This is a genomic window from Pseudomonas sp. AGC41, from assembly GCF_057334555.1.
On sequence record NZ_JBHFJB010000102.1, the window covers coordinates 14779 to 15729 of the forward strand.

Sequence of the window (951 nt, forward strand, 5' to 3'; positions counted from 1 at the left end):
TTGACGACCTGCGCCTGGAGCGCTGGTCGCGCGACCGTGACTACTTTGTCGCGGCGGCGGAAAAACTCGACGCCAAGGTCTACGTGCAATCGGCGGATGCCAACGAGCAGAAGCAGATTTCCCAGATCGAAAACCTCATTTCCCGGGGCGTCGATGTGATCGTCATCGTGCCGTTCAACGCTACCGTGCTGACCAACGCCGTCGCCGAAGCCAAGAAGGCCGGGATCAAGGTGGTGTCCTATGACCGGCTGATCCTCAACGCCGACATCGACGCCTACATTTCCTTCGATAACGAAAAAGTCGGCGAGATGCAGGCCGGCGGTGTCCTGAAGGCAGCGCCCAAAGGTAATTACTTCCTGCTGGGCGGCGCCCCTACGGACAACAACGCCAAGATCCTGCGCGAGGGGCAGATGAAGGTGTTGCAACCAGCCATCGACAAGGGCGACATCAAGATTGTCGGCCAGCAATGGGTGAAGGAATGGAACCCCACCGAAGCCCTGAGCATCGTTGAAAACGCCCTGACCCGGAACAACAACAAGATCGATGGCATTGTCGCCTCCAACGACGCCACCGCCGGCGGCGCCATCCAGGCCCTGGCCGCGCAGAAGCTCGCCGGCAAGGTACCGATCTCGGGCCAGGACGCCGACCTGGCGGCGGTCAAGCGCGTGATCGACGGCACACAGACCATGACGGTCTACAAGCCACTGAAACTGATCGCCTCCGAAGCCGCCAAGCTCTCGGTGCAACTGGCGCGCAACGAGAAACCCACCTACAGCTCGCAGTACGACAATGGCAACAAGAAGGTCGACACCATCCTGCTCACGCCCACCGCGCTGACCAAGGACAACATCGACCTGCTGGAAAAGGACGGGTTCTACACCAAGGCGCAGATCGCCGGGCAGTGACCAAAGCGCAGCTCTTTGGTTAACAAAAATCCTTGTGGGAGCGGGG

General features: G+C 60.4%; 1 protein-coding gene. It reads left to right on the plus strand.

Going from position 1 to position 951, the window contains the following annotated elements; genetic code table 11:
* A partial coding sequence (gene xylF / locus ACE04F_RS17575) for a D-xylose ABC transporter substrate-binding protein (protein WP_486108653.1) occupies positions 1-905 on the plus strand: 905 nt, incomplete at its 5' end.
* Positions 906-951 lie beyond the last annotated feature (46 nt).